Raw genomic sequence first — 26,515 nt, 5'->3', positions numbered from 1 at the left:
ATGACGGAGAACGTCATCCCGCTGCTGCGCAGCTTCCTGGTGCAACGCTACGAGCAGCTCAAGCAACGCCTGGCGGTGCGGCTGGGGAATCGCGAACTGGCGGAAGACGCCTTGCACGAAACCTGGCTGAAGCTGGAGCGCAGCCAGCCCATGGCGGGCCCCATTGCCACACCCCAGGCGTACCTGCTGCGCATGGCGGTCAACCTGGCCATCGACGTCCGGCGTGCGCAGAGCCAGGTCTTGCTGTCCGACGACATCGAGCTGCTGATGAACGAGCTGCCGGACCCGGCGCCCGGCCCCGCCGAGGTCGCCGAAGCCCGTTCGCAGCTGGAGGCGCTGGACGGCCTGCTGTCGCGCCTGCCGCCGCGCCGCCGCGAAATCCTGCTGCTGGTTCGCCTGGAGGGCTGGTCCCAGCGGGACGTGGCCACGCGGCTTGGCATTCCTGTGCGGACCGTCGAGTACGAACTGAAGGCCGCGCAGGATCTTCTGTTCTCGCGGCTGGCACCGCGCCCTGGCAGGTCTTCATGACGGCACGAAGAAATAGTTTGCGGATTGCGGTGTCGGCAACCGTCTATCAAGTACGGGGCCCCTGAAACCGACATGACGACGCACCCTTCACCACCGACGCTTCCCGAGACGCTGCGCGAAGACGCGCGCGCCTGGGTGCGCAAGCTGCATTCGGGCGCCGCCACGCAGTGGGAGGCACAGGCGTTCCGGCGCTGGCGCGACGCGAGTCCCTTGCATCAGGCGGCGTTCATCGAGGCCCGGCAGCAGTGGCGCGTGCTCCAACCCGCGCTGAACAGGCTGGTGCGCACCGACACCGAAGCGGCGAGCCTTCACCGCGAGACCCTGCGCAAGCCCGCGGCGAGCCGTCGGGCCTTCCTGGGCGTGGCGGGCGCAGCCGCCGCGGCCGGTGTCGCGGGGGTGGCGGTCTATTCGCCCCTGGGGTTGTGGCCCGCAGCCAATGAATGGCGTGCGGACTGGCGCACGGCCGCCGGCGAGCAGCGTGCCATCGCGTGGTCCGACCAGATCGACGTGACCTTGAACACCCGCACCAGCATCCGCCGGGTGGCCTCGGACGACCAGGCCGAGGGGCTCGAGTTGCTGAACGGCGAAGCGGCGATCGAGATGCTGCCCAGTGCGCGCACCTTCAGCGTCGTGGCCGGCGCCGGTCGCAGCATTGGCGAATCGGCGCGCTTCGAGATCAGCCGCCTGGAAGGGCGGGTGTGCGTGACCTGCCTGGCGGGCCGCGTGCGCATCGAGCACCCGGCCGGCGACCGTGTGCTGCTGGCACGCCAGCAAGCGGTCTACCGCGATCATTCCATCAGCGGCATCGCCGCCGCGGACCCCGAGGTGGCTTCTGCCTGGCGGCGCGGTGAGCTCGTGTTCAAGCAGGCGCCCTTGTCGGTGGTGCTGGACGAGATCAATCGCTACCGCCCCGGGCGTGTGGTCCTGATGGTGGATGCGCTGCGAGGGAAAACGGTCACCGCGACCTTCAAACTCGACCGTCTCGATCTGGCCTTGCTCCAGATGCAGCGCTCCTTCGGTTTGAACGCCCGGTCGCTCCCCGCCGGCGTGCTGGTCCTGAGCTAGAGGTGGACCTCGGGGTTGGGTGGCGACCCTGTCTCGATGTCGCGGCTTCCCATGGTGGTCGTGCGCAGCCACTGTGAAGCTTTCGTGACTTTGCCGAGGTGCAGCGCGTCCTGGCCGTTGATCTGCAAGGACTTTCCGGACCGAGGCCGCAGCGACACGCGCGCGCCCACAACGAGGCCAAAAATATTCTTCTGGAATTCGACGTTTCCGTCCCGTCAAGAAACTGACGGCGCCTGTCGCGTTGGCTTTCGATCGCCATCGCAGGGGCTTCTTGAATGGGGTTGGCCTGCGCGACGCGCGCAGCCCCTTCGGCACAGGCTTTACTTCGGCGGGAACGAGAAATGACCATCAGTGGGTGCAAGGAAAAGAATCGACCGGCGCGCGCGGCGCAGCAGGTTTTCAGGATGGCGCCCCTCGCGCGGGCCATCGCGGTGGCGCTGGCTGCCGGTGGGGTCCTCGGCAGCGCGCATGCCCAGCGGGCGTTCAGTCCGGCGTGGTTCGCCGACAAGGGCGCGGCGCAGGCGGGCGCGATCGCCACGGGCAAGCTGCCGAACGGCGCGCCGGCGTCCAGCCTGGTCCACCCGACGCAGCCGTCGTCGGCGGCGAGCCAGCAGCTGCAGACGTCCATCACCAACCTGAACCTGGCCGCGCGCGCGATCGCCGCGCAGCAGGCGCAGCAGACACAGAAGCGGGCCGAGGCGCTGGCCAGCGGCGAGTCCGCGCCGGACGGCCTGGCCGAAGGCGGCCTGAAGGTCGACACGAATTCGCTGACCGCCGGCTGGCTCAACGCCAGGGACCCCGTGCAGGCCGCAGCGAACGGCAGGACCACGGTCACCATCGAGCAGACCGCCGACAAGGCCATCCTGAACTGGGAGACCTTCAACGTCGGAAAGAACACGACGGTGAAGTTCGACCAGCGTGCCGGCACCCACGCCAAGACCGGCGCCAACGAGTGGATCGCGCTCAACCGCATCAACGACCCCAGCGGCCGACCCAGCCAGATCGCCGGCCGCATCGAGGCCGAGGGCAGCGTCTACCTCATCAATCGCAACGGCATCCTGTTCACCGGCAGCAGCCAGGTCAACGTGCGCAACCTCGTCGCCTCCAGCCTGAAGCTCAGCGACGAACAGTTCAAGGCCGGTCTCAACACGCGCCTGGGCGCGAAATCGGGTGACCCCGGTTACTGGAGCGGCCTCGAAGTGGGCGTCGGCATTCCCACCTTCGGCGAGAACTCCAAGCAGATGCCGGCCGATTCGAACGTGCAGTTCGCCGACATGGGCCCGGCCTTCGATCCGGGCAAGCCGCCGGGCGACGTGAAGGTGGCGGCCGGTGCGCAGATCACGGGGCAGGGCGGCCACGTGCTGATGTTCGCGCCCAAGGTCAGCAACGCGGGCAGCATCCGCACGCCGAGCGGCCAGACGCTGCTGGGCGCCGGCGAAAACGTGTGGCTGGAAGCCAAGGAAATCAGCCCCACCGTGCGCGGCTTCGATGCCGTCACCTCGTCGGTGCGGCCCTGGCTCTTTCCGGCCAAGTTCCTGATCAATCCGCAGACAGCGCCCGCCTTCCAGCCCTATCTCATCGGGCGCATCGTGTCCGACATCCTGCCGCTGATGGAGCAGCGCGCGGCCCAGGTCGGCTACAGCGTGCACAACACCGGCATCATCCAGGCCGATCACGGCGACATCACCATGGTGTCGCGCGAGATCCACCAGGGCGGCATCCTGCAAGCCAGCACCGCGCTGAACAACCGCACGGGCTCCATCCGCCTGCGCGCCTGGGGCCAGGGCGTGCACAACATCGACATCAACCTGGCGGCCGACGTCCCGCGCCTGACGGCCTGGTCGGGCGGCACGCTGACCCTGGGGCCGGACAGCATCACCCAGGTCGTCAACGACTGGCAGGACACCACGCGGATCGAAAGCGGCTCGCTGGCCAACCGCTACCAGCCCGGGCGCATCGAGCTCTACGGCAAGACGATCGACGTGCAGACCCGTGCCCAGGTCACCGCCGCCGCGGGCCACATCGACATCCAGGCCCAGGCCAACCCTGCGGCCCTGCAGCGCAACACCCAGGTGGGCGACGGCAGCCGCATCCTCATCGGTGAACACGCCACCGTCAGCACCGCGGGGCTGATGCAGATGCCGGTGGACATGGCCAGCAACTTCGTCGAAGCCGAACTGCGCATCAACGAACTGCGCGACTCCCACCTGCAGGCGAACACCTGGCTGTACGGCCGCAAGGTCATCGTGGATCGACGTCGGTCGGGCACCTTCAAGGGGCTCATGGCGGGCGTCGAATGGGTCACCGACGAGTCCGGCAAGGCGCTCAAGGGCATCTGGGTCGGCACCCCGCTGGCGGACGTGACGGGCTGGGTGGGCAACGGCCTGGTCGGCCTGTCCGAGCTGGCGGCGCGAGGCGGCGACATCACCATCCAGTCCAACGGTTCGGTGATCACGCGGCCGGGCTCCATCCTGGATGTGTCGGGCGGCTCGGTGCGCTACAGCGACGGCTGGAACACGGAAACCCTGCTGCGCGGCGCGGACGGGCGCACCTACACGATGTCGTCCGCGCCAGCGGACATGACCTACACGGGCATCGCGGGCCAGTACCTGCAGGCGCATGCGCGCTGGGGCGTCACGCAGACCTATGTCAATCCGATGCTGTCGGGGCGGCGCTGGGAGCCGGGCTACGAAGAAGGCCGCAATGCCGGTTCGATCGACATCCGTGCCGGCAGCGCCTTCATCCTGGAGGGCGAGTTCAGGGGCTCGGTGCAGCCCGGCGACCGGGTGCAGGAAGCGGCCGAGCTGCCTCGGGCCGGCCGCCTCACGGTGGGTTCCAACCGCGCGCAAGAGGGCATGTGGACCCTGGGCCAGGTCGTCATCAGCGACAAGCCCGCGTTGCTGCCGGCGGGTTTCAGCATCGACAGCCCGCTGGGCAGGGACGCCTTCCTGACCGAGCCCGAAGGGCAATCCCCCGGCGCGGGCGCGGGTGTGGGCCGCACCACCTGGCTGTCTGCTGCGGGGCTGAGCCATTCAGGCCTGGGCGCCATCGAGTTGAACCTCAACACCGGCTTCGTGCTGGAAGACAGCGCGGTGGTGACTCTGCAGCCGGGGGCGCGCTTCACGGCCGCGGTCTACGACGGCCAGGGCATCCCCGGCAACTTCGACATCCAGGGCAAGCTCATCGCCCCGGGCGGCTCCATTGCGCTGAGCGCCGGCGGCAAGGCGGACAGCGTGCTGCGCCTGGGGGCGAACAGCCTGCTGAGCGTCGCGGGCCAGTGGGTCAACGACACCGGCCAAGGCGTCACGCTGGGCCGCGCCATCCACGGCGGCTCGATCGCACTGGGGACCCCGATGAAAGAGGGCCTGGGCACGGTGTACGGCAACGTGGAGGTGGCCGCCGGCGCGGCGCTGGACGTGTCCGGCGGCGGCTGGCTGTCCGGTGTCACGGCGGGCGGCAAGGCCGGCAAGGTGAAGGCGGGCAACGGCGGGGCCATCAGCCTGACGGCGTTCGACAACACGGCGCTCGAGACGCTGGACCTGCGCGGCTGGGCGGGGGGCGATGCGTCCCGGCTCACCCTCACGGCGATCGGCGACGTGCAGGTGGGCGGCGCCGCGCCCGCGGCCGAAGCAACGGGCGGCAAGGCATCGGGCGCGGCAAAGCCGTTGCACCTGCCGCAGACCCTGTACGCCGAGCGCGGCTTCGGCACGATCGGCATCCGTTCGCTCGGCGGGGACGTCGTGGTCGCGGAAGGCGCACAGGTGCACATCCAGCCCACGAGCTGGGACATGCTCGCGGCGGTATCGACGCTGCGCACGCTGCCCAGCGGCAGCGCCTTGGGCGATGTGCTGGCCCCCAAGGCACTGGACGAGTTGAGCGGACAGCGCCGCGCCGCGCGCGCGCCCGGTGGCCTGTCGCTGGCGACCGGCGCGACCGGTGGCGGCATCCGCATCGACGCGAACGCCAGCATCCAGACAGAACCCGGCGGCGCGATCTCGCTGGACGCGGACGGGTCCGGGCAGGCCTCCGTGCGGGTGGCGGGCCGCCTTCAGGCGCCGGCCGGGACGCTGAACATCCGCGCCAAGAACACCTTGACGCTGGCCGATGGGGCCGAGTTGCTGCTGCCCGGCGTGGCGCAGATCTTCCACGACCCGGCCATGCGCCTGCCCCAGGGCAAGGTGCTGCCGGGCGGCACGGTCACACTGAGCGCCGGCACGCTGGACGCGCAGGCCGGTGCGCTGATCGACGTGTCGGGCGCGCGGGGCACGGTGGCGTATTGGGACCGCGGCACGGGCGCGCTCGGCGCCCTGCGGCGCGTGGACCAGGAACTGGGCAGCGACGGCGGCGCGATCGTGATGGAGGCCGCGGCCGGCGGCGCCATGAATGCCAGGCTGCGCGCCCACGGCGGCAATGCCCAGGCAGCGGGCGGGTCCTTGTCCATCACGGACACCAGCGCGGCCGGGCGTGCGTCCGGGGACCTGGTGGCGCCGGACATCGGCTCCTTCCTCTACTACAAGAGCCCCACCGGCACGTACACCTTCAACGGCGAAAAGTACGCGCGGATCATCGGCACCAGCGGCAACCTCGACGTGCGCGACGAGTACGCCGGCGACGTCAAGATGAACAGCGCCATGCGCACCGCGATCAACACGACGCTGCCGACGTCGGTGTCCAGCAGCAAGGGGCTCGTCCTCGACGCGGGCGCGGCGCTTGCTGCGGGACCGGGCGCCGACAGGGCGCCGTGGGAGCACGACGCGAGCATCGACAAGCGGGTGGTCGAACTGCTCAACAAGTACTTCTGGAGCGGCACCGGAACGGCGCTGAGCCACAAGATCCACATCGGCAACATCGCCACCTCGGATGGCACCCTGCATGTGTCGGCGAAGGCGCTGCAGGACACCGGCTTCTCGGCGGTCGACCTGCGCTCCACGCAAGTGGGCGTGCAGTTGGCCGGCGGCGTCGACCTGAGCGTCGCCGGCCGCCTGGGCATCACCGCCCCGGTCATCCAGAGCGACGGGCTGGGCGGCGTGGTGCGCTTGCATGCCCACCATCTGCAACTGAACCCACTGACAGGTGCGGTGGGCGCGGTCGGCGCCACGGCCCGCAATGCGGGCGAACTGATCCTGTCGGCCAGCCAGGCCATCGACATTGCAGGCAGGGGTGCGAAGGGCGAGTCCGTGTCGCCCGTCGACGTCAAGCTGCGCGGCTTCGAACGCACCGTGCTGGACACCGGCGACCTGCGCTTCGTGGCGGGCGCCTACAGCGAAGGCGGCACCGACTACGACGACCCCCAGCTGCGGGCCACGCTGGACGTGGGAGGCGCGCTGGAGATCAAGGCCGCGCAGGTCTACCCGGCCACGGCTGTCACGGCGCGAATCAACTCGGACCACTCCATCACCGTGCGTGGCAACGGGAGCGCCGCGGCGCCTCTGTCGGCCGGCGGCAGCCTGACGCTGAACGCGCCCGTCATCGAGCAGGACGGCGTGCTGCGCGCGCCCTTCGGGCAGATCGCGCTGAATGCCAGCGAGCGCCTGACGCTGGGCACGAACAGCCTGACCTCGGTGTCCGGTGCGGGCCTGGACGTGCTCTACGGCAGCCTGCGCAACGCCGAGTACTGGCTGGACCCGGCCAACCCGCAGGGCCGCAACCGTGCGAATGCCGGCGATGCCAGTTCCCTGGACGAAAACCGCTACCTGTCGTCCCTGCCGGAAAAGCGCGTGCTCCTGCAAGCGCCTGATGTGGCCATGGCCGCGGGCGCGGTGGTGGACATCGCGGGCGGGGGCGACCTGCATGCGTGGGAGCACGTGCCCGGCTCGGGCGGCTCGCACGACGTGCTGACGCTGCCCGGCATGTACGCGGTGCTGCCGGGCTACCAGGGCCTGTCGCCCGTGGCGGGCGGTGCGGCGGGCCAGAAGGTCTGGCTGGCCGGCGGTGGCCTGGGCGCCGGCTGGTACACGCTGCTGCCGGCGCGCTATGCGCTGCTGCCCGGCGCCTTTGCGGTGCAGAGCACGGGCCAGGCTTTGCCGGCGTGGGCCGCGTCCCGTGGCGAGGTGGTCAGCCTGCGCGACGGCTCGACGATCGTGGCCGGGCGGGAACAGAACACGGTCAGTGGCGCGCGCGATGCCACGGCCTCGGGCTGGCGCGTGCTGCCCGCCAGTCTGGTGCGCAAGGTCAGCGAATACAACGAAGCGCGGGGCAACGCCTTCTTCTCGTCGGATGCGTTCAAGCTGACGCAATACCGTTTGACAGGGCAGGACGTCGTGACCCCGCGCCTGGCGCGCGATGGCGGCGCCGTGGTGTTCAAGGCCGACCGCGCTCTGACGCTGGACGGCGAACTGCGCGCGCAACCCGATGCGGGCGGGCGCGGCAGCCTGGTGGACATTGCCGCCGCCAAGATCGCGATCGTCGGCGCGGGACAAGACAGCAGCGACCTGCGCGCCGACGGCTACCTGGTCGTGGATGCCGGCAGCCTGACGCGCTTCGGCGCGGGCAGCCTGCTGGTGGGCGGCACGCGCACGGGCAACGTGCGCGGCCTGCAGGTGGACGTGGCCGCCAGCGACGTGGTGCTGCGCAACACGGCAGGCACCGCGTTGAGCGGCCCGGAGGTGATCCTGGCCGCGGCGAATGCGGTGTCGATCGAGTCGGGCAGCGTGCTGCGCGCGCACGGCGCCGCGTCGGGCGACGAGGCGACCCTGGTGCTCAAGCCGCAGGTGGCGGCCGTGTGGAGCGACAACAACACGCCCAACGACACCAGCGACGACCACATCGTCACGCCTTCCAGAGACTGGGGTGCGCTGGTGCGCGTGAGCAGCGGCCAGGCCGTGCGGGCGCTGCGCGAGAACGTGGACACCACGGTCGGCGGCCAGGTGCGCATCGGCGCCGGTGCGCTGCTGCAGGGCGGCGAGGCGCTGCTGCTCGACGCCACCAACAACACGGAGATGGCTGCCGGCGCGCAGCTGTCGGGCAAGGCCCTGTCGGTGGCCGCGAGCCGCATCGGCATCGGCGGCGGCAGCGGCGGCCTGGTGCTGGACACCGACGCCCTGGCGCAGCTGTCGCGCGCGCAGTCATTGACGTTGCACAGCTACGGCAGCCTGGACTTCTATCGCTCGCTCGACATGCGCGGCCTGGCGCAGGTGGTGTTCGACGCCGCAGCCCTGCGGGGCCATGGCGCCGATGCCGTGCAGGTGCAGGCCTCCCACCTGACGCTGCAGAACACGGGCGCGTCGCTCGGCAGCGCGGGCACAGGCAGTGGTCGCCTGGAACTGTCGGCCGGCGAGCTGGTGCTGGGCGCGGGCGACAAGACGATGTCCGGCTTCGATCAGGTGCTGCTGGCAGCCAGCCGGCGCATCGCCGGCGAAGGCACCGGGAGCCTGGACGCCGGGACGGCGGCGCTGACGCTGCGCACGCCGGTGCTGCAAGGGGTGTCCGGCGCCGACCAGACCGTGCGAACGCAGGGCCAACTGGTGTTGCAGCAAGACGCGCAACTGGATGCGCAAGAGATGGCGGCACTGGGCCGCGCCAGCCTGGGCGCGCGCCTGAGCCTGTCGGGCCAGGGCGTGACCGTGGCGCTGCCGGTGCTGGCGCTGGGCGGCAGCATTGCGGTCGATGCCGGCACGGGCAACCTGACGGTTGCAGAGCAGGGCCGCCTGCACGCGGGCGGCCTGGAAAAAGTCTTCTTCGACGCGGCCCAGTACGTGGACGCGGGCCAGATCAGCCTGGCGACGCGAGGCGGCCTGATCGACCTGGCCCCGGGCAGCCTGCTGGACCTGTCGGCCCATCCGCGCGGTGGCGACGCCGGCCGCCTGACGGTGGATGCATCGGCCGGCGGGCGGGTCCACTTCGGTGGCACTGTGCAAGCGCAGGCCGGTGCCGGCGGCAACGGCGGCAACTTTGCGCTGGCCATCGATCGGCTGGACGATTTCGGCGCGCTGGCGCGAACGCTCAACGATGCGGGTTTCAGCCGCTCGCGGCAGTTCCGCGTCCGTCAGGGCGACCTGACGATCGCGGGCACCACGCGGGTGGCCGACTTCGAAGTCATCACCGACCGCGGCGTGATCTCTGTCGACGGCACGGCACGCGTCGAGGCCAACGCGGCCTACGGCGGCAGCATCCGCCTTGTCGGCGGGGCGGGGCTGACGATGCAGCCTGGCGCGGTGCTGGCGGCCCATGCCACCGACGCCATCGATGGCCTGGGCAGCAGCCGCATCGACCTGGAAGCGGTCGACGGCCAGTTGCACCTGGCCGGCGGCACGCTGGACCTGAGCGGCGGCGAAGGCGGCAAGCTGCGACTGCGGGCGCAGCGCACCGCAGGCAACGACGGCCTGAACGTCACGGCGCTGAACGCTGCCGTGCTGGGCGCGCGCTCCGCGGTGCTCGAAGGCGTGCGCCGCCATGCGTGCACGGATGGCACGGTGGAATCCGTGGCCCCGCAAGCGATCGCCGAGGCCAATGCCTTTGCAGGCCACACCGGCATCCTGGCAAGGCTGGGCGGCAACGCCGCCGCCTACACCTTGGCGGCGGGCATCGAGATCACCAGCCCGGGCGACCTGACGCTGGGCCGCGACTGGAACCTGTTCGACAGCTTCGGTGCGGCGCACCGCGAAGGCACGCTCACGCTGCGCGCCGGCGGCAACCTGAACATCGACGGCCATCTGAGCGACGGCTTCGACGTGGCGGGCCGCGACAACGGCGCGGGCCGGGCGGCGCGGCTGCAGCAGGCCGCGTCGTGGAACCTGCGCCTGGTGGCGGGCGCGGACCTGGGGTCGGTCGATGCACTGGCCACGCGGCCATCGGGCGCGCTTGCAGCCGACACCGGCACGATCCGCGTGGGCACGGCCGGCACCGAGTCGGGCGCCGGCAAGCTGGTGCGCACCGGCAGCGGCGACCTGACGGTACGCGCCGGGCGCGACCTCGTGCTGGCGCACAAGGAGTCCGCGCTGTACACCGCAGGCCGGGCCGAGGCCGATCCCACCTTGGGCGGCGGCTTCGACACCGCCAGCGTCGATGCCCAGTACGGCACCGCAGGTGGCCACGTGGATGTCGCGGTCCAGGGCAGCGTGCGTGCGCCCACCGCGCAGGGCGCGCGTTCGGACCAGATCCTGACCGAATGGCTGTTCCGCCAGGGCCGCTATGGCGGAGATCTCAGCAGTCCCACCGGCTACTACGACGCGTACAACATGGGCGAGAGCTGGGCGCCGGTCATGTCCGCCCGGGGCCAGCAACCGAGCTGGTGGGTGAACCACGCCAGCTTCCAGCAGGGCCTGGGCGCGCTGGGCGGCGGCAACGTGAAGCTGTCGGCGGGCGGCGACCTGGTGAACCTGGTGGTGGCCTTGCCCAGCACCATGCGCGTGACGGGCGGGCGTTCCGCTGGCGATGCCGCGGCCTCCACGGTGACCCGCAACGGCGGGCAGCTGCAGGTGGCGGCGGGCGGCACCCTGAAGGCCGGCCAGTACTACGTGGGCCGCGGCGCCGGCGAGATCGAAGCCGGCGCAAGCGCCTCCGGCTATGCCCTGACCGGCATCTCGAGCAGCTGGCCCAACACCGCCTATTCCTACGACATCGCGCCCGTGCTGGCGCTGTCGGACGCCACGCTCAAGCTGCAGACGCTGGGCGACCTGGTCCTGCAGACCGTGATCGACCCGATGCAGATACGCCGTGCCTACGTCGACCAGGCCGACCGGGACACCAGCGGCGCGTCCAGCCATGCGATGTTCATGAGCAGTCAGACAGAGCGCAGCGCCGTCAGCCTGGTGTCCACCGGCGGCAACGTGCGCCTGGTCAACCAGTCGGAATTCGTGGCAGGAAACGACACGGAGAACACCACCAGGCTGGTGAGCGGCATGACGGACACCAAGCTCCAGACGGACATGGTGGGCCTGTACCCGGCCAAGGTCAGCGTGTCGGCCCTGAGCGGCAACATCGACGTCGCGGGCCTGCTGGCGATGGCGCCGGCGAACAGCAGCGACCTGTCTTTGCTGGCCGCGAAAGACCTGCGCTTCCTGCGCGGCAGCAGCCTGCAGAACACGGGTGCCATCGTCATGACCCAGACCACGCTGGACAAGTGGCCGTCGATATTCCGGCCGTGGATGGGTTTCACGATCACGCTGGGCGGGGCATCGGCGTTCGGCGCGCCGCTGAAGTCGGTCTATGGCGGCTTCTCGGTGACGAACACGTTCCTGACCAACAGCCTCAATGGCATGGAGCTGTTCGACAACCCCGATGTGCTGCCGATGCAGGTGCATGACTTCACGCCCAGCCGCTTGTACGCGGCGACCGGTTCCATCAGCGACCTGAATCTGATCGCGTCGGAATCGGTGCACGTGCAGGCCGGCACCGACATCCGCAACTTCGAGCTCAGCGCGCGCAACCTGCGCCCCACCGACACCACCATGCTGGCGGCGGGCAACGACATCCTGGCTGTCGCCAACAGGCTCCTGTCGCACCGATATGCGCGATACAGCGGCGACGCGGCGGCCTACTACTACGACAGGGGCAGCCGCACCGCGCTGCAAGGGCCGGGATCCCTGCTGCTGCTGGCCGGGCGCGACATCCAGGGCAACAACCTGTCGCTGTACACCAATGCCAATCGCTATTGGGACTACGTGTCGGCAACGCCGCTCGGCGAAGAATCGAACGTCATCAAGGCCCTGCCCGCCGAGGGCGCCGGCATCACCCTGATGGCCGGCATGAACAAGGCCGCCAGCTACGACGCCTTCGAGCGGGCCTACCTGAACCCGGCCAACGTGGCCGCCATGCCGGACTATCTGAAGACCACCCTGGCCGACGGCACCGTGGCGCCGCTGTACCTGAGCGACGGGGTGGAAAACCGCGGCGACCTGGCCAAGTTGGCGCGCCGGGGCCTGGTGTCCTTCGTGGAAGGCATGCTCGGTGCCGACAAGGTCGCCAGCCTCACCGGCACTGCGGACGGCAAGCTGAGCCCGCAGCAGGCGTGGGAGCAATACCGGCAACTGCCGCCCCTGGTGCGCGAGCAGTTCCTGCGCCAGGTCTTTGTCTATGAACTGCGCGAAGGAGGGCGCGACCAGAACGGGGGCGATGGGCAGAACGGTCCGATCAACGGCGGCTACCGTCGCGGCTCCGCGGCCATCGACACGCTGTTCCGCGGTGCGACGGTCGAAGGCCAGCCCGTTCGCTACGCCGCGGACCTGCCGGACAACTGGCGCAGCAGCTGGTCCGGCGTGGGCAGCATCGCCGCGACCCGGATGGCGGCGCGCACCCACCAGGGGGGGGACATCAACGTCTTCACTCCCGGCGGCGGCCTGCAGGTGGCGGGGCTGGGCGCCGTGGTGCCGGACGGATACGGCCTGGTGACGCTGGCCTCGCCGGGGCAGGTCAATGTGTTCACCGACCGGGACATCATCGTGAACCGTTCGCGCATCCTGTCCTTCGTCTCGCAGGCCGAGCCGCTGGGCAGCGACCAGGTGTTGTGGTCCAGCCAGGGCGACATCGACGCCGGCCGCGGCGCCAAGACGGTGCGCATCCCGCAGGCGCCGGAAGTCACGTCGGACGCCGACGGCAACATCACCGTGGAGGAAAAGCGCGACATGAGCGGCGCCGGCATCGGCACCGTGGGCGAAGGCGACGTGGACCTGGTCGCACCCCGGGGCACCATCGATGCGGGCGATGCCGGCATCCGGGTCGCCAGCAACCTCAACATCGCCGCGCTGCAGGTGCGCAACGCCGACAACATCCAGGTCAAGGGCGAGACGACCGGGCTGCCGGTGGTGGCGGCGGTGAACATCGGCGCACTGACCACCGCCAGCGCGGCGGCGTCGGCGGCGGCCATGGCGGCGCAGGAGTCCATGCGCCAGGAGCGGGCCGCGGCACGGCAGAACCTGCCCTCTGTGTTCACGGTGCGGGTGCTGGGCTTCGGCAACGAAAGCCTGTCGCCGGGCGGTGCGGGTACATCGTCGCCGCCACGCCCCGGCGCGCAAGCGGGCGCTGTGCCTCGGTACGACCCTGCCAATCCCGTGCAGGTCTTTGGGCACGGCAATCAGTTCGATGCGTCGGTGATGTCGTTGCTGACCGACGCCGAGAAGAGCAGGTTGCGCCATGCCGGCAAGTAAGACGATGTCCGCGGCTGAGTTCGATCCCGGTCCTTGTTTTCAAGGGCCATTCGCGGGTCACGGCGAGCCCACCGGCGTCGTGCTGCGGGCGTTCCTGACGGCGAACTACACGTACCTGCATCGCCGGTTGGCCCGCGATCTCGGCTGTTCCGACCAGGCCAGCGAGTGCCTGCACGACGCCTGGCTGCGCCTGGGCGAGATGACGGCATCGGAGCCCGTGCGCAGTCCCGGGGCCTATGTCTATCGAACGGCGCGCAACCTGGCCATGGATCGCCTGCGCAGCGATCGGTCCTGGCAGTACGTGGGCGAATGGGACACGGCCCTCGATCTCCTGGCCGACCACGCGCCCGGCCCCGATGCCATCGCCGAAGCGCGCTCGGCCGTGGAGGCCGTCGAGCAGGCGATGCAGCGGCTTTCGCATCGGCATCGTTCGGTGCTCGTGGCACTGCAGATCGAGGAGATGACCCGTCAGGACGTGGCAGACCGGCATTGCATCTCCTTGCGCCGGGTGGACACGGCGCTTCGCCAGGCCCTGGACTACTGCGCGCATGCGTCCGGTCACACCGTGAGGGCGGAAGGCGCTTCGCCCCGACGCGGTCTTTCCCGGCGATGGCAGGAGAAAGTCGTCGCCCCGATGCGCGCCGGCGCGCCACGCTTGGAGAAATGAAATCCCGCCTGCGGGCGGCGCCGGATCGGTAGCAACTTGCTGCTGCCGATCTCGTCGGCGTTCGGGTGGGAGCGGTTGCGGGACGCACGACCTGTCCGATCGAGCACCCGATACCCAACGCGTATCGCCCGACATGAAGACGGTATTTCACGGCCAACACCGGTTCCCCTAGCATCGTTCCAACGACACGGGAGACCGAATGGACACAAGGACAGAAGCGGCGGGTCGCTTCCTTTCGCGCACTGCGCTACCGGCTTCGAAAAGCCAGGGGGCCCCATGAGCGGACCTCTCGACGGTGTGCGCATCATCGACATGACCGCGGTGCTGATGGGGCCCTATGCCACCCAGATCCTCGGCGACCTGGGCGCCGACGTCATCAAGATCGAGTCGCCCGGCGGCGACACGGTGCGCGGCATCGGGCCCGGCCGCCATCCCGGCATGGGCGGCATCTTCCTGCACGCCAATCGCAGCAAGCGCAGCGTGGTGCTGGACCTCAAGCAACCCGATGGCCGCGAGGCGCTGTTGCGGCTCGCCGCCGATGCCGACGTGCTCATCTACAACGTCCGGCCGCAGGCCATGGCGCGCCTGGGGCTGGACTACGCCGCCGTTGCCGCGGTCAACCCACGCATCCTTTATGTCGGCGTGTACGGCTATGGCCAGGACGGCCCGTATGCGGCCAAGCCAGCCTATGACGACCTGATCCAGGGCGCGGCCGCGATTCCCACCTTGGGCGTGCGCGCGGGCGCCGACGTGCCGCGCTACGTGCCCAGTGCCATGGTCGACCGCATCGTGGGCATGAGCGCGGCCAACGCCGTGTCGGCGGGCCTCTTCCACCGCGAGCGCACGGGCAGGGGGCAATCGATCGACGTGCCCATGTTCGAGACCATGGCGCAGTTCGTTCTCGGCGACCACATGGGCGGCTGCACCTTCGAGCCGCCGATCGGGCCTGCCGGCTATGCGCGGCTGCTCAACGAACACCGCCGTCCCTACGCGACGCTGGACGGCCATCTGTGCGTGCTGATCTACAACGACAAGCAGTGGAAGACCTTCTTCGGCCTGATCGGCAAGTCGCAGGAGATGGAGGCCGATCCGCGTTTCAGCACCATCGGCCGGCGCACCGAGAACATCGGCGAGCTGTACCAGCTGGTGGGCCAGGTGATGAAGACCCGCACATCGGCCGACTGGACCGCACGGCTCGAAGCCGCCGACATCCCCGTCATGCCGATGCACACCCTCGAGTCGCTGATGGACGATCCGCATCTCAAGGCCGTGGGCTTCTTTGAAACCGTGGAACACCCCAGCGAAGGGCGCCTGCGCGCCATGGCGATCGCGACGCGATGGTCCGATTCGCCCCCCAAGGTGTTGCGTCAGGCGCCCCGGCTCGGAGAGCACAGCGCCGAGGTGCTGGCCGAGGCCGGCTACAGCGCGGCGCAGATCGAGGCACTGGCCGCGCAGGGCGCCACCTTGTTGCCCGCCGAACTGATTTCCGAAGCGAGTTGAACCGCCATCGCATGGACCCGAACGGAGCGCACCCTTGATCCAGCTGAACACCGGCTTCTATTTCGACGAGCTGCCAACAGGCATGCGCTTTCGTTCCCGTTCCCGCACCGTGACCGAGGCGGACCTCGTGAGCTTCATCAACCTGAGCTGGCTGAACGAGGAACTGTTCACCGACACCAGCGACCGGGCGCACATGGCGATTGCGGGCCGGGTGGTGCCGGGTGCGCTGGTCTATGCCTTCGCCGAAGGCCTGATCACGCCGTCCATGCAGGGCACGGGCCTGGCGTTCCTGAATGCGGAACTCGACATCGCCGCGCCGACCTTCGTGGGCGACACGATCCATGTCGAATGCGAAGTGATCGAGCGACGCCCCACCGCCAAGCCGGGACGCGGCCTCGTGCGCACCCGCAATTCGGTTCTTAACCAGGATGGCAAGACCGTTCTCACCTACACGCCGCTGCGCATGATGCGCATGAAGCCGGCAGACGAAAAGAAGGCGCACTGACATGGAAGACTTCCTCAAGATCGAACGGGACGGCGGCGTGGCCGTGGTGACGATGAACCGTCCGCAGACCCGCAATGCACTGTCCGACGCAGATGCCGTCGAGTCGCTGATCGCGCTGTGCGACACCGTCAACCGCGACCTGTCCGTGCGCGCCGTGGTGCTGACCGGTGCCGGCACGGCGTTCTCGTCCGGCGGCAACCTGAAGACGCTGCGCGACACCATCGGCAGCGGGCTCGGCGAGCCGGTGCACAGCCGTTACGCCTATCGCGACGGCATCCAGCGCCTGCCGCTGGCGCTGTGCAACCTCGAGGTGCCGACCATCGCGGCCGTCAACGGGCCGGCCTACGGCGCGGGCAGCGACCTGGCCTGCATGTGCGACATCCGCATTGCCTCGCGCACGGCCGTGTTCGCCGAGAGCTTCGTCAAGCTCGGCCTGATTCCGGGCGACGGTGGCGCGTGGCTGCTGCCGCGCGCGGTCGGCATGTCGCGCGCCTGCGAAATGGCCTTCACCGGCGATCCCATCGATGCCGCGCAGGCCCTGCAATGGGGGCTGGTCTCCGATGTGGTCGAGCCCGATGCGCTGATGCCCACGGCGTTGCGGCTCGCGAAGCGCATCGCCAGCAATCCGTCGCATGCCCTGCGCATGACCAAGCGGCTGCTGCGCGAAGCACAGCACGCGCGGCTCGACACGGTGCTGGAGATGTCGGCAGGCTTCCAGGCACTGGCGCACCACACCGCCGCGCACGAGTCCGCGCTCGATGCCTTTCTCGATGCGGCGAAGGCCCGTGCCGCGGCGCGCGCCTGACAGCGGGGAATGAACATGTCCTTTCAACGGCGCCACATCCTTGCCGCTGCGGGTGCGCTCGCAGCGATGCCCCTGGCCCGCGCGGCCGATGAACCCAAAGCCTGGCCGCAGAAGCCGATCCGGCTGGTGCTGCCTTACGCTGCGGGCGGGCCCACCGACGTCGTGGCACGCGCCATCGGGTTCAGGCTCTCGCAACTGCTGGGGCAGCCGGTGGTCGTCGACAACCGCACCGGCGCCAGCGGCAACATCGCGACCGAGTTCGTGGCTCGCTCGGCACCGGACGGCTACACGGTGCTGTACCACTCGTCGGGTCTGGCCATCAGCCCGGCGCTGCACAAGAACCTGCCCTACGACACGCTGCGCGACCTCGTGCCCGTGGCGCTGCCCGCGCTGATCCCAACCGTGCTCATGGCAAGCCCGAGCTTGCCCGTCGCCAACATCGAGGAGTTCGTGCAGTACATGAAGGCGCGGCCCGGCAAGCTCGCCTACGGTTCGGGCGGGCAGGGCAACGTCACGCACCTGGGTGTCGCGCTGTTCCTGCAGGCCCTGAAGCTCGATGCGATGCATGTGCCCTACAAAGGCACCGCACCCGCCATGGCCGACCTGATGAGCGGACAGACCCAGTTCCTGCTCGACGCCGTGAACTCGTCGCTGCCTTTCATCCGCGACGGCCGCGTGCGTGCGCTGGCCGTGGCCGGCAAGGCGCGCATCGGCGTGCTGCCCGGCGTGCCGGCGCTGGGCGAGTCGTTGATCCCGGGTTTTGACGCACCCACCTGGCACGGCTTGCTGGTGGCCAAGGGCACGCCGCCGGCCCTCGTCAAGGCGCTCAACGAAGCCGTCAACAAGGTGGTGGCCGACCCGAGCCTGCGCGGCCAGTTCGAGCCGCAAGGCGTGCTGCTCCAGTCTTCCACGCCCGAGCAGTTCGGCACCTACCTGCGCGCGGAGCTCAAGCGCTGGGCCGGCGCGGTGCAGGCCGCGGGCATCGAGGCCGAATAAGAAGACAGGCATCGGACCTGCGATCGGCGGGCCGGACAACAACGACAAGGAACCAGAGACATGAAGACCCCTTTCCTCGCGCGCTGGCTGCTGACGCTTTCATTGGGTTGCGCCGCCGCGCTGGCGACCGCGGCCGGGTATCCGGACAAGCCCGTCAAGATCATCGTGTCGCTGCCGCCCGGCAGCGGCGCCGACACCACCGCGCGCTTCCTGGCCAGGCACCTGAGCGAAAAACTCGGCCAGCCTTTCCTCGTCGACAACCGGCCCGGCGCCGACAGCTTCATTGCCGCGCGCGCCGTGGCCACCGCACCGGCCGACGGCTACACGATGTTCGTCGCCAGCAACTCGCCGATGGTGACCAACGTGGCCGTGTTCCGGCAGTTGCCTTACGACGCGGTGAAAGACTTCCAGCCGCTGGCGCGCATCGCCCGTTTCCCGATGGTGTTGGTCGTGCCCGCCAGCTCGCCCTTCAAGACCCTCCAGGACCTGGTGGTGGCCGCGCGCCAGGCGCCGGGCAAGCTCAACTTCGGCAGCGGCACCGCCACCTACCGCGTCGCGCTCGAACTGCTGCACGAGCGCAACCAGATCAAGGCCACGGCCGTGCCCTACAAGGGCACCTCGGCGGCCATGACCGACCTGGCCGGCGGCAACATCGACTACACGATGGCGGAGGTCAGCGCGGTGATGCCGCTGCTGCGCGGCGGCAAGGTGCGTGCGCTGGCCGTCGCCGCCAACGAACGCATCAAGGAACTGCCGCAGGTGCCGACCGTGAGCGAGAGCGGCACGCCCGGCTACGAGTCCTATGCCTGGACCGGCGTGTTCTTTCCCGCGGGCGTGCCCGAGCCCGTGCTCACCCGGGCGTCGCAGGCCATCAAGGAGCTGATGGACAGCGACGAGGCCAGGACCTTCATCACCCTGCAGGGCGGGGCGGTGTTCTACGGCGCGCCGCAGGCCTTCGGCGAGTTCCAGCGGGCCGAGATCGAGAAGACCCGGCGCATCGTGAAGACCGCCAACATCGGCTACGAAGACTGAGCCGGTGGCTGCGTTGCAGAAGGCTGGACAGCAGCATGCGCCACCGCGATGAAATTGCGTGCGGCCGGCGTCAAGGCGTCGGGCAGCGTGGCCATCGCGATGCCCACGGTGTATTTGGACGGCATGTCGGTCAGCGGGATCAGGCGCACGCCGTTGCTGGCGTAGCGCTGCACCACCGCCGGCACCAGCGCCATGCCCAGGCCGCTTTCCACCAGGCCGAGGATCGTCTGAACCTGCACCGCCTCCTGCGTGATGCGCGGCTGCACGCCGGCATCCTGGAACACCTGCATGGTCAGCACATGCATGGTGGGCACCAGCGTGCGCGAGTACGCGATGAAGGGCTCGCCCTCCAGCTCGGCGATGGCGATCTCGCTGCGCTGCGCGAAGGCCGAATCGGCACTCACGGCCAGCACCAGGTGGTCCAGCTGCAGCACCGTGAGTTCCGCGGCCGTCGGCGTCAGCACCGGATAGCGCACCAGCGCGAGGTCGAGCGAGTGGTCCTCGATGCGCCGCAGCAGATCGGTGGTGGTCGACTCCTCGATCTCCAGATCCACGCGCGGGTACTGGCGGTGAAAGCTGCGCACGATCTGAGGCATCAGCGAATAGGTGGCCGAGCCGACGAAGCCGATGCGCAGCAGGCCCTCTTCGCCCGCCACGCCGTCGCGGGCCGCGCGGCGGACCTCGTCGACGAAGAACAGCGCGCGCTTGGCGTTCTGCAGCACGGCTTCGCCGGCGGCGGTCAGCCGCAGACCGGTGGAGAGCCGGTCGAACAGGAGCACGCCGAGTTCTTCCTCGAGCTTCTTGATCGAGGTGGACAGCGGCGGCTGCGCCATGTGCAGCCGCTCTGCGGCGCGATGAAAGTTGAGCGTCTCCGACAGGACGACGACCTGCCGCAATTGGCGAAGCTCCATGGGGGCGAATGTCTCGGTGATTGCGGCAGTAACGGGTGGCCCGCTGCGGCTGCCAAACGGTGCAGGAGCCACGCGGATTATGGCGCTTGCACCCATCCGAACGAAGCGGGCAAAACCCGATGAAGCATCTGTGAGGACACACCATTGAACACCCTGCAATCGTTTTCGCTGGTCGCGATTCCACCGGAGGACGAAGCCCTGCGCGCGCCGGTGCGCGCCTTCCTGCAGTCGGCGCTGCACGGCGTTGCGCCGGCCGTGCGGGCGCGCTCCTGGATGGGGTTCGACGCCGACTTCAGCCGCGCGCTCGGGCGCCAGGGCTGGATCGGCCTGACGCTGCCCAAGGCCTATGGCGGCGCCGGGCGCAGCAGCTTCGCGCGCTTCGTGCTGCTCGAAGAGCTGCTCGCCGCGGGCGCACCCGTGTCGGCCCACTGGATCGCGGACCGGCAGACCGCGCCGCTGATCCTGCGCTACGGCAGCGAGGCGCAGCGCGCGTTCTTCGTGCCGCGCATCGCGCGCGGCGAACTCTTCACCAGCATCGGCATGAGCGAACCCGATACCGGCTCCGACCTGGCCGGTGTCCGCTCGCGGGCCGTGCCCACCGCCACCGGCTGGCGCCTGAACGGCCGCAAGATCTGGACGACCAATGCGCACCGCGCGCACTACATGTGCACCCTGGTCCGCACCTCGGGCACATCGGAAGACCGGCACAAGGGCCTGTCGCAGTTGCTGGTCGACCTGACGCTGCCGGGCATCACCGTGCGGCCGATCCGCGACCTCAGTGGCGACGGGCATTTCTGCGAAGTGCTGTTTGAAGACGTCGAGCTGCCGGCCGATGCGCTGGTCGGCGAAGAGGGCGCGGGCTGGCAACAGGTGACGGCCGAGCTGGCCTTCGAGCGCAGCGGGCCCGAACGCATCTACTCCAGCCTGGTGCTTGCCGAAGCGTGGCTTGCCGAATTGCGCCAGGGTCCGGCGCCGGCTGCCGGCGCGCAGGTCATCGCGGGGCGCATCGCTGGGCGCATGGCGGTGCTGCGCGCGATGTCGCTGGCCGTCGCGGAGCAACTGGGCCGCAGGCTCGATCCCGCGTTCGAGGCCTCGCTGGTGAAAGACCTGGGCACCGAGTTCGAACAGGCGATACCCGGATGGATCGAGGAAGCCTTCGACGCGCCCGGCTATCCGGTGCCATCGGCCGGCCTGCTGCAGACCCTGGCCTACGTGACGCAACTGGCCCCCAGCTTTTCCCTGCGCGGCGGCACGCGCCAGATCATGCGCGGCATCATCGCCCGCGGGCTGGGCGTTCGCTAGCAGCGCCGCACACAAGGACACATGATGGACGACACACTCCTTGACGATTTCGAACGCCCGCTGCGCGCGCTGTGCACGGACGACACCTTGCGCGCCGTCGAAGCCGGCGCGCCCACCGACGCGCTGTGGCAGGCCATCGATGCGCTCGGCTACACCGATGCACTCGTGGCGGAAGCGCAGGGCGGCGCGGGCCTGTCGCTGCGCGAGCTGTTCGCGCTCGTGTTCGCCGCCGGCAAGGCCGGGCTCGGGCTTCCCTTCGGCGAGACCGCCGTCGCGCGCGCACTGCTGGCTGCGGCGGGGCATGGCGAGCGGCGCGGCGCCGGCCCCATCGCGATCGCACCGGGTGTTCCCGGCGACGCGGGTTCCATCGTTTGCCGCGACGTGCCCGGCGGCGCGCTCGCGCAGCAGGTGCTCGTGAGCTGGCAAGGCGAATGGCTGCTGCTGCCGCGCGATCGTGCAACGGCCACGCCGGGTGCATGGCGTCCGCAGGCTTCCGCCACTTTGCAGTGGCACACACGCGATCTCGCTGTGGTGCGCTTCGATGCGGGCGCGGCCGACGCCGTGGCGCTTTGCAACGCACTTCACGCCGCAGGCATGGCGGGCGCCATGGCGCGCGTGCTCGAACTGGTGACCGACTACGCGCGCGACCGCAAGCAGTTCGGCCGGCCGATCGCGCAGTTCCAGGCCGTGCAGCAGGAACTCAGCGTGCTGGGCGAGCAGGCGCATTCGGCCACGCTGGCCGCGCGGCTGGGTTGCAGCGCTGCGGGCGTGCAACCCGATCCGTTGCTGGCGGCCACCGCGAAGCTGCGGGCCTGCGAGGCGGCGCGCAGCGTCTGCGCCATCGCGCACGCCGTGTTCGGTGCCATCGGCATCACCGAAGAACACGTGCTCGGGTTGTACACACGCCGCCTGCATGAGTGGCGGGTCGTGCCGGGCACGGAGACGCAATGTGCGCGCCTGCTGGGCGAGGCCCTGCTGGCGCAGCCCGACGGGCTGTTCGATTTCGTCCGCCTGCGCTTGTCCGCGCCGGCCCTGGCCTGAGTTTTCACCAATCCGCGTGGCCGGCAGTCGCCACGCATCGAAGGAGACAAGCGAATGGGACCCTTGCAAGGAATCAGGATCGTCGAGCTTGCCGGCATCGGCCCGGGCCCCATGGCCTGCATGCTGCTGGCCGACCTGGGCGCCACGGTGCTGCGCATCGATCGCACCGAGGCGGCCGACCTGGGCGTCAAGCGCCCGGCCAAATACGACTTGCTGTTGCGCAACCGCCAACGCGCGACGCTCGACCTCAAGCAGCCCGCTGCCGTTGCGCAGGTGCTGGACCTCGTGGAAGGCGCCGATGCACTGATCGAAGGGTTCAGGCCCGGCGTGGCCGAACGCCTCGGGCTCGGGCCGGACGCCTGCTTCGCGCGCAACCCGCGCCTCGTGTATGGCCGCATGACCGGCTGGGGCCAGACCGGCCCGCTCGCCCACGCCGCCGGCCACGACGTGAACTACCTCGCGCTCACCGGCGCGCTGAACGCCATCGGCCGCAAGGACCAGGCCCCTTCGATTCCCCTGGCCCTGGCCGGCGACATGGGCGGCGGCGCGCTCTACCTGGTGATGGGCGTGCTGGCGGCGCTGCTGGAAGCGCGCGGCTCCGGCCAGGGCCAGGTCGTCGATGCCGCCATCGTCGACGGCGCGGCCTCGCTGGCCACCTCCTTCTACGGCCTGCATGCCGCGGGCTTGTGGGACGAGCGCCGGGGCACCAACATCCTGGACACCGGCGCGCCGTTCTACGAGGTCTACGAATGCCAGGACGGCGGATGGATCTCGGTCGGCCCGATCGAGGCGCGCTTCTATGCGCAGCTGCTGCAGAAGCTGGACCTCGATGCCGCAGCGCTCGGCGACCAGCACGACCGCGGCGCATGGGCACAGGCCAAGGTGCAGATCGCGCAGCGCTTCAAGTCGCGCACGCGGCAACAGTGGTGCGACCTGCTCGAAGGCAGCGATGTCTGCTTTGCGCCGGTGCTGTCCTTTGCCGAGGCGCCGCAGCATGCGCACATGAAGGCGCGCGGCACCTTCGTCGAGGTCGAGGGCGTGGTGCAGCCGGCCCCGGCGCCGCGCTTCAGCCGCACCGTGCCCGCCATGCCCAGGGCGCCCCAGGAATCGCCGGACGCCGACCTAGCCGCCATCGCCACCGAATGGCGCACCGCGCGACGCTGATTTGCGCATCGGCGCTCCACACTGCGGGGAGTCTCTTCCTTCGTGTCCATGGATGAATCCTTGAACCCCAGCCTTGCGACGGTGCCGGAGCGCAGGATCGAACCGGTCGCCAGCACCAAGCTGCTTCCGCCACGTCCGTCGCACCGGCTGGTGCCGCGCGACGCCTTGCAGGCGCGGCTGCTGGAGGCCCGGCGCCAGCGCTGCGTGGTCGTGCAGGGGCCCGCGGGCAGCGGCAAGACCAGCACGCTGGTGGCTTGGCGGCAGGCCCTGCTGGCGCTGGACTTCGACGTCGCCTGGCTGTCGCTGTCCGCCGAAGACTGCGAGCCGACACGCTTCTTCGACTGCCTGCTGGCCAGCATCGGCGAGGTCGATCCCGACGCTGTGCGCGAGGCGGCGCTGCTGATGGGGCGGGACAGCGACGAGTCTGCGCTCGAGCATGCCGTGATTACCGTCGTGCAGGCCATCTCGTCGCGCTCGCGGGAGCTGGTGCTGATGCTCGACGATCTCCAGCACCTGGAGGACGCCCGCATCTTCCAGGTGCTGCAGTGGCTGCTCGACTACGCACCGCCGCGGCTGCACCTGGCCTTCGCTTCGCGCACCGCCTTGCCGCTGTCGTTCGCGCGGCTGCGCTCCCAGGGCCTCGTGAGCGAGTTCGACCTGCGCGACCTGCGCTTCACCGCCGAGGAAACCGAGCGCTTCCTGCGCGAGCAGCTGGCCAGCATCGACAAGCGCGACGTGCAGGTGCTGCACGAGCTCACCGATGGCTGGGTGGCCGGCCTGCAGCTGTTCGTGGTCGACATGCAGGCCAAGCGCGGCGCCCCGTATGCCCGGGTGCAGGTGCGCGACGCGCAGGCCTTTGCCAGCTACTTCGAAGGCGAAGTGCTGGCGCACCTGCCGCCCGATGAGCTGGCGCTGCTCACGCGGCTGGCCCTGTGCAACCGTTTCTGCGCCTCCCTGTGCGCCGCGTTGCTGGTGCTGCCGCACGCCGGTGCGGACATGGCGTTGCGGCTGGCACGCCTCGATAGCGAGAACCTGTTCATCAGCCAGGTCAGCAGCCACGACCGCGAGACCTGGTATCGCGTGCATCCGCTGCTGCGCGAGATCCTGCTGGCGCGCCTGGAAAGGCTGCCGGGCGAGGAACGCGGTGCGCTGCACGGCGCGGCCTGGCGCTGGTTCGAGGCGCACGGGCACTTCGACGAAGCCGTGCGCCATGCGGTGCTGGCGGGCGACGCGCACGCGGCGGCCGACATCGTGGAGGCCTGCGCATCCGACCTGCTGGCCCGGGGCGAACTGACCTCGCTGGGTGGCCTCATGCGGCGGCTGCCGATGGCCCAGGTGCAGGCGCGCTTCGGGCTTCGGCTCGTGGCGGCCTACCTGCGCCTGTATGCGCGCGACATCGAAGCGCTGGAGGGCAGCATCTCGCAGCTGGAGGCGGAATTCGACACGCTGGACGCACTGCAGCGCCGGGGGCTCACGCTGCTGCGCGGCGGCCTGGCCCTTCAGCGCGACGACACCGAGACCCTGCTGGCGATCGCGCCGCAGCTCGAAGCCATTCCTGACGACGCGCAGGCCATCTTCGCGGGGCGCAACCACCTGCTGGCCTGGATGCACATGTACCGCGATGCCTACGCCGAGGCCCGCGCGCTGCTGGAAGAGGCCGCGCAGCAGCACGGCACCTCGACCGGGCGCGGCCTGATCGCGCGCTGCCTCGCCGGCATGAGCTTTGCGCTCGAAGGCCGCATGACCGAAGCGGAGCACCTGTTCCGCGCGGTACTGCAGGAGGCGCAAGGACACGGCGCCGCCCGCATCGGCGTGGCCAGCATGGCCGCGGGCCTGCAAAGCGACGTGCTCTACGAGTGGAACGAACTCGAGGCCGCCTGTAGCCTGCTCGAGCCTCGCATCGAAGTGCTGGAGCGCGCCTCGATTCCCGATGCGGTGCTGCGCGCCTTCGTCGTCCTGGCGTGCGCGCACTGGCTCGCGGGCCGGCGCCTCGAAGCGCTCGACCATCTCGATCACCTGGAGGACTACGCCGTGCGCCACAGCCTGGACCGCCTGCTCGCGCATGCGCTGGTCCTGCGCCTGCGCCTGTATCTCAAGCAAGGCGAGACCGCGCAGGCCGACCAGGTGTTCGAGCGGATCAAGGTGCTGAACGTGCGCCATGCCGATGCGGGCAAGGGCACGGCCGCCGAAACCTGGCGCATCACCGAGCGTGCGCGTGCCGACATGTGCCTGCACTGGAACGACTTCGACGGCGCCGTCGATTGCCTGAAGCCCCTCGTGGCGTGCACCGAATCGGCCGGCCGGTTGCGCATCCTGGCGGCCCTTCGGCTGCAACTGGCCATCGCGGAGTCGGGGCGCGGCAACCCGCGGCCCGCGCGTGAGCAGGCGATCGAAGCCTTGCGGCTGGGCCATCGGCTCGGTCTCGTGCGCAGCCTGCTGGACGTATCGGCGAACGTGCCGTCGCTCCTCGATGCGCTGCTGGCGGATGCGGCGCTCGACCCGGTCCTTGCGTTCTATGCGCGGCGGCTGCTGGAGGCGGCCGCGGCCACGCGACGCGCACGTGCGGCCGTCCGCATGGCCAAGAGCGCCGCAGCCGAAGGCGTGGCCGTCGACCTGCTCAACGAGCGCGAGCGCGAGGTGCTCGACCTCGTGGCGCAGGCCATGCCCAACAAGAAGATTGCCCGCGTGCTGGGCGTCACGCCCCACACCGTGAAGTGGCATCTGCGCAAGATCTACAGCAAGCTGGGCGTTGCCGAGCGCGACGAAGCGGTTGCGCGCATGCGCGATCTCTCGCTGGTCCGGGAAACCCCCAGGCTGCACTGAACACCGGCTAGCCATCGCGGCTAGTGGCTCGCGGCCTTCGGCTTCGCATCATCGATGCATGCGACAGCGCCTGTCAGGCGACTGCCGCTGCGG

Annotated in this window: 14 protein-coding genes; 13 read left to right on the top strand and 1 reads right to left on the bottom strand. The window is 70.0% G+C overall.

Features of this window, described 5'->3' with window-relative positions; all coding sequences use genetic code 11:
• The 9 genes from AC57B8_RS04460 to AC57B8_RS04420 all read left to right on the top strand — a co-directional run bounded on the left by AC57B8_RS04460 (nt 1) and on the right by AC57B8_RS04420 (nt 19,181).
• Nucleotides 1-528, top strand: coding sequence for an RNA polymerase sigma factor (locus tag AC57B8_RS04460; protein WP_496478802.1), 528 nt, complete (start codon nt 1-3; stop codon nt 526-528).
• A gap of 72 nt (nt 529-600) precedes the next feature.
• On the top strand, nt 601-1,593 hold the full coding sequence (locus tag AC57B8_RS04455; protein ID WP_496478801.1) for a FecR family protein: 993 nt from the start codon (nt 601-603) through the stop codon (nt 1,591-1,593).
• Nucleotides 1,594-1,997: 404 nt separating this feature from the next.
• The gene (locus AC57B8_RS04450) at nt 1,998-13,676 is read left to right on the top strand and encodes a filamentous hemagglutinin family protein (protein ID WP_496478800.1); all 11,679 of its coding nucleotides are present in this window, start codon (nt 1,998-2,000) and stop codon (nt 13,674-13,676) included.
• Nucleotides 13,663-14,343, top strand: coding sequence for an RNA polymerase sigma factor (locus AC57B8_RS04445; protein ID WP_496478799.1), 681 nt, complete (start codon nt 13,663-13,665; stop codon nt 14,341-14,343). The genes AC57B8_RS04450 and AC57B8_RS04445 overlap by 14 nt, the downstream gene beginning before the upstream one ends.
• Before the next feature lie 276 nt (nt 14,344-14,619).
• Nucleotides 14,620-15,843 carry a CaiB/BaiF CoA transferase family protein gene (locus AC57B8_RS04440; RefSeq protein ID WP_496478798.1) on the top strand — a complete coding sequence of 408 codons (1,224 nt, stop codon included), beginning with the start codon at nt 14,620-14,622 and terminating at the stop codon, nt 15,841-15,843.
• A gap of 82 nt (nt 15,844-15,925) precedes the next feature.
• Nucleotides 15,926-16,348, top strand: coding sequence for a hotdog family protein (locus AC57B8_RS04435; protein ID WP_354345135.1), 423 nt, complete (start codon nt 15,926-15,928; stop codon nt 16,346-16,348).
• Between the two features lies 1 nt (nt 16,349).
• Nucleotides 16,350-17,153, top strand: coding sequence for a crotonase/enoyl-CoA hydratase family protein (locus AC57B8_RS04430; protein ID WP_496478797.1), 804 nt, complete (start codon nt 16,350-16,352; stop codon nt 17,151-17,153).
• A 15-nt stretch (nt 17,154-17,168) separates the two neighbouring features.
• Complete coding sequence (locus AC57B8_RS04425; protein WP_496478796.1) at nt 17,169-18,149, top strand: tripartite tricarboxylate transporter substrate binding protein; 981 nt, start codon at nt 17,169-17,171, stop codon at nt 18,147-18,149.
• Between the two features lie 60 nt (nt 18,150-18,209).
• Complete coding sequence (locus tag AC57B8_RS04420) at nt 18,210-19,181, top strand: Bug family tripartite tricarboxylate transporter substrate binding protein (protein ID WP_496478795.1); 972 nt, start codon at nt 18,210-18,212, stop codon at nt 19,179-19,181.
• Here AC57B8_RS04420 and AC57B8_RS04415 read toward each other — a convergent pair.
• Nucleotides 19,169-20,092, bottom strand: a complete 924-nt coding sequence (locus AC57B8_RS04415) for a LysR family transcriptional regulator (protein ID WP_062474040.1) — start codon at nt 20,090-20,092, stop codon at nt 19,169-19,171. The genes AC57B8_RS04420 and AC57B8_RS04415 overlap by 13 nt on opposite strands.
• Nucleotides 20,093-20,236: 144 nt before the next feature.
• Between AC57B8_RS04415 and AC57B8_RS04410 the strand changes: the two genes are divergently transcribed.
• Genes AC57B8_RS04410 through AC57B8_RS04395 form a run of 4 tightly spaced genes read left to right on the top strand, consistent with a single transcriptional unit; the run spans nt 20,237 to nt 26,422 of the window.
• On the top strand, nt 20,237-21,394 hold the full coding sequence (locus tag AC57B8_RS04410) for an acyl-CoA dehydrogenase family protein (protein WP_496478794.1): 1,158 nt from the start codon (nt 20,237-20,239) through the stop codon (nt 21,392-21,394).
• A 24-nt stretch (nt 21,395-21,418) separates the two neighbouring features.
• Complete coding sequence (locus AC57B8_RS04405) at nt 21,419-22,435, top strand: acyl-CoA dehydrogenase family protein (RefSeq protein WP_496478793.1); 1,017 nt, start codon at nt 21,419-21,421, stop codon at nt 22,433-22,435.
• A 54-nt stretch (nt 22,436-22,489) separates the two neighbouring features.
• Nucleotides 22,490-23,599, top strand: coding sequence for a CaiB/BaiF CoA transferase family protein (locus tag AC57B8_RS04400; protein ID WP_496478792.1), 1,110 nt, complete (start codon nt 22,490-22,492; stop codon nt 23,597-23,599).
• Nucleotides 23,600-23,659: 60 nt separating this feature from the next.
• Complete coding sequence (locus AC57B8_RS04395) at nt 23,660-26,422, top strand: winged helix-turn-helix domain-containing protein (protein ID WP_496478791.1); 2,763 nt, start codon at nt 23,660-23,662, stop codon at nt 26,420-26,422.
• Nucleotides 26,423-26,515: the final 93 nt, after the last annotated feature.

The sequence above is a fragment of the Variovorax sp. BGA-UO-ETr-C22 genome (genome assembly GCF_059567965.1).
Note: the sequence above shows the minus strand (reverse complement) of the source record. Positions and strands in the feature narration are given on the sequence as shown.

Bases quoted from the DNA above. Each gene is read 5' to 3' on its own strand.
- AC57B8_RS04460 (WP_496478802.1), top strand. From the start codon at position 1: ATGACGGAGAACGTCATCCCGCTGCTGCGCAGCTTCCTGGTGCAACGC.
- AC57B8_RS04455 (WP_496478801.1), top strand. From the start codon at position 601: ATGACGACGCACCCTTCACCACCGACGCTTCCCGAGACGCTGCGCGAA.
- AC57B8_RS04450 (WP_496478800.1), top strand. From the start codon at position 1,998: ATGGCGCCCCTCGCGCGGGCCATCGCGGTGGCGCTGGCTGCCGGTGGG.
- AC57B8_RS04445 (WP_496478799.1), top strand. From the start codon at position 13,663: ATGCCGGCAAGTAAGACGATGTCCGCGGCTGAGTTCGATCCCGGTCCT.
- AC57B8_RS04440 (WP_496478798.1), top strand. From the start codon at position 14,620: ATGAGCGGACCTCTCGACGGTGTGCGCATCATCGACATGACCGCGGTG.
- AC57B8_RS04435 (WP_354345135.1), top strand. From the start codon at position 15,926: ATGCGCTTTCGTTCCCGTTCCCGCACCGTGACCGAGGCGGACCTCGTG.
- AC57B8_RS04430 (WP_496478797.1), top strand. From the start codon at position 16,350: ATGGAAGACTTCCTCAAGATCGAACGGGACGGCGGCGTGGCCGTGGTG.
- AC57B8_RS04425 (WP_496478796.1), top strand. From the start codon at position 17,169: ATGTCCTTTCAACGGCGCCACATCCTTGCCGCTGCGGGTGCGCTCGCA.
- AC57B8_RS04420 (WP_496478795.1), top strand. From the start codon at position 18,210: ATGAAGACCCCTTTCCTCGCGCGCTGGCTGCTGACGCTTTCATTGGGT.
- AC57B8_RS04415 (WP_062474040.1), bottom strand. From the start codon at position 20,092: ATGGAGCTTCGCCAATTGCGGCAGGTCGTCGTCCTGTCGGAGACGCTC.
- AC57B8_RS04405 (WP_496478793.1), top strand. From the start codon at position 21,419: ATGGACGACACACTCCTTGACGATTTCGAACGCCCGCTGCGCGCGCTG.
- AC57B8_RS04400 (WP_496478792.1), top strand. From the start codon at position 22,490: ATGGGACCCTTGCAAGGAATCAGGATCGTCGAGCTTGCCGGCATCGGC.